This window comes from Synechococcus sp. R6-5 (assembly GCF_047461775.1).
Lineage (GTDB): Bacteria > Cyanobacteriota > Cyanobacteriia > Thermostichales > Thermostichaceae > Thermostichus.
The window spans coordinates 1-2,263 of record NZ_JANSHV010000023.1; the positions used below are offsets into that span (position 1 = coordinate 1).

6 protein-coding genes are annotated in these 2,263 nt (G+C 59.6%); 2 read left to right on the top strand and 4 right to left on the bottom strand.

What is annotated here, in order from left to right; genetic code table 11:
* Nucleotides 1–7: 7 nt before the first annotated feature.
* Nucleotides 8–268: a hypothetical protein gene (locus tag NW818_RS01425; protein WP_414351301.1), complete on the bottom strand. Its 261-nt coding sequence runs from the start codon at nucleotides 266–268 to the stop codon at nucleotides 8–10.
* Nucleotides 222–524, bottom strand: coding sequence for a hypothetical protein (locus NW818_RS01430; RefSeq protein ID WP_414423635.1), 303 nt, complete (start codon nucleotides 522–524; stop codon nucleotides 222–224). Before NW818_RS01430 ends, NW818_RS01425 begins: the two co-directional genes overlap by 47 nt.
* Here NW818_RS01430 and NW818_RS01435 point away from each other — a divergent pair.
* Nucleotides 432–653, top strand: a complete 222-nt coding sequence (locus tag NW818_RS01435; RefSeq protein WP_414423634.1) for a CRISPR-associated endonuclease Cas1 — start codon at nucleotides 432–434, stop codon at nucleotides 651–653. The two genes, NW818_RS01430 and NW818_RS01435, sit on opposite strands and share 93 nt — an antisense overlap.
* Nucleotides 654–722: 69 nt before the next feature.
* On the opposite strand, the gene NW818_RS01440 is transcribed toward NW818_RS01435, so the two are convergent.
* Nucleotides 723–1,106 (bottom strand): transposase, encoded by a 384-nt coding sequence (locus NW818_RS01440; protein ID WP_414412887.1) that lies wholly within the window; start codon nucleotides 1,104–1,106, stop codon nucleotides 723–725.
* On the bottom strand, nucleotides 1,030–1,932 hold the full coding sequence (locus NW818_RS01445; protein WP_414423633.1) for an IS256 family transposase: 903 nt from the start codon (nucleotides 1,930–1,932) through the stop codon (nucleotides 1,030–1,032). The genes NW818_RS01440 and NW818_RS01445 overlap by 77 nt, the downstream gene beginning before the upstream one ends.
* 65 nt (nucleotides 1,933–1,997) lie before the next feature.
* Here NW818_RS01445 and NW818_RS01450 point away from each other — a divergent pair.
* The coding region (locus NW818_RS01450) for a hypothetical protein (RefSeq protein WP_414331890.1) at nucleotides 1,998–2,263 on the top strand (266 nt) is incomplete at its 3' end.

Sequence of the window (2,263 nt, forward strand, 5' to 3'; positions counted from 1 at the left end):
GAGCTTATTATTGACTAGAGTCATGCTCGTCTGCGTCAACCGAACCGCGGCTTTTGGGCCTGAAAGACCTCTTGGGCTTTGGGATCCCCTCGCTGAGGGCGGCGTTGAACTCCACTTCGGTCATGGTGCTAGAGCCGAGATAGTAGCCCCAACGATACACCAGATCCCCAAGGATGCCGTAGTGTCTCAGGGTTTGCAGATCTTTCATCAGGAGCGCACCGTCACGAACGGATCCCACACCAGAAACCCTGCTCTGCTTTTTCGCCATTCGCATCTTCCCTTACAGCATTTTTGGGCCTGACTTTTAACTTGAAGAAGACCCCGTTTTGTTCCCACCTCAGCTTCAATTTTAGGCTTCTGGGAGTGGCCTCATGGGTAGAACACTCTATGTGTCCCAACAGGATTGCTACCTCAGCCTCGACCAGGAACGCCTGGTTGTCAAACGGGCTGGAGCTGTTCTTCAACAGGCTCAATTGCCCCACTTGGATCAGATTTTGATGGATCAGATTTTGATCTTTGGCCATGCCCAAGTCACAACCCAACTGATCCAGAGTTGCCTAGAGCGCAACATCCCCATCGCCTATCTTTCCCACATGGGATACTGTGCTGGGCCATCATCAACCGGCAGGTGCAGACCTACAAGCAGTTTGTAAATGATGTAAATGATCAGATCCCTGTTTACTTGCCGTTCCTCATCCGCTGAGGGGATCCCACATGCATGGTCAAGTCGCGATTTTTGTGGGTTTTTCTTCCACGGCCCAAAGCGGGCCCATGTCCAGGTAACGCCGGAAAGCCCAGTCCTCCGTGGCCCTCAGCATCACCACCGTGGCCAGATTCACCAGGCTCCCCTCGCCGGGGAAGACCCCAACCACCCTGGTCCGCCGCTTCACCTCACGGATAAGCCGCTCCAGCACATTCGTGCTCTTGATGTGCCGCTGGTGGACCCCGGGAAAGTCCAGGTAGGTCAGGGCCTCCCCCAGACCCTGGGCAAACACCTCCACCGCCCGCTTAAACCGGTCCCGGTAACGCTCAACGAACTCCTGGGCCAGAGATTCCGCCGTGCCCCGCCGCCGCGCCACAAACACCTCCTGGAGCTCCTCGGCCACTACACCCCGCTCCGACTGCGGCACATGAGCTAAAACGTTCCGTATAAAGTATAAAGTGCACCACGCACCGCTGCCAGCTGGCCCCAGGAAGCTCCGCCATCACCGCTTGGCGGATGGAAAGGTGGTCGTCGGAAATGACCAGCCTCACCCCATGAAGCCCCCGCTCCACCAGGCCCTTCAGCAGGTTCCTCCAGGCCTCCTTCCTCTCCCCGCCCGCCGGCTCCACCGTCAGCACTTCCCGGTAGCCTTCTTCGTTCACCCCCACCGCCACCAGAAGGGCCAGGTCCACCACCCGCCCGCCCCAGTTCACCTTGAAGTAGGCCGCGGCCAGGTAGAGGTAGGGGTAGGCCAGCTCCAAAGGCCGGCCCCGCCAGGCGGAGAGCTCCTCCTCCAGGCGCTGAGCTACCCTGGAGACCGCGTCCTTACCGATGCGCACCCGGGACAGGCCCTCCGTGATGGCCGCTACCTTGCGGGTGGAGACCCCTTGCAGGTACATCTCCAGCACCGCTTCTTCCACCTCCCCGGTCATCCGCTTGTACCGCTCAAAGACCTCGGTCAGGAAAGTCCCCTCCCGGTCCCGGGGTACCCGGAGCTGGGCGATCCTGCCCGCCGGCGTGATGAGGTCCCGGGTGTAGTAGCCGTTCCGCTCCCCGCGGCGGCTTGGGGTGCGCTCACGGTAACCCGCAGCCAGGTGCTCGGTCATCTCTTCTTCCAACACCTGCTCGTTCGCGTAAGCGGTGCGGAGCACTATGACGGCCTTGACCCCTTCCCGGATGCGCCGGCTGATCTCCTCCTTGGTCAACCTCTTGAGCTCCTCTCGGTCCATTCCGCCCTCCATGCTTAACCCACAAAATACGCGACACTACCGCCACAGATCACCGGAGTGCGGCAATGGCTACTCAACTGGATGTGGAAGACATTCGAGGGATCCGATCGGTTGCTGAGGTGGCTGGTCTCTTTGCATCTCTGGGGTACGCTCTGGTGGGGCAACCGTTGGATATAGCAGCGCTGGAGCTACCCGCTGATTTTGACAGACCTCGGGCTGCATATTTCCTGGCGGAATATCGACAGCGGTATTTCCGTCAGGTGGTGCTGCTGCTTGAGTTTGAGGTAAAGCCCAGCCCTACAGGTCGCTTCCCTTCGGGGAAGTGGAATTA

Excerpts from the sequence above, each read along its gene's own strand:
- NW818_RS01425 (WP_414351301.1), bottom strand. The coding sequence starts at position 268 with ATGGCGAAAAAGCAGAGCAGGGTTTCTGGTGTGGGATCCGTTCGTGAC.
- NW818_RS01430 (WP_414423635.1), bottom strand. The coding sequence starts at position 524 with ATGGCCAAAGATCAAAATCTGATCCATCAAAATCTGATCCAAGTGGGG.
- NW818_RS01445 (WP_414423633.1), bottom strand. The coding sequence starts at position 1,932 with ATGGACCGAGAGGAGCTCAAGAGGTTGACCAAGGAGGAGATCAGCCGG.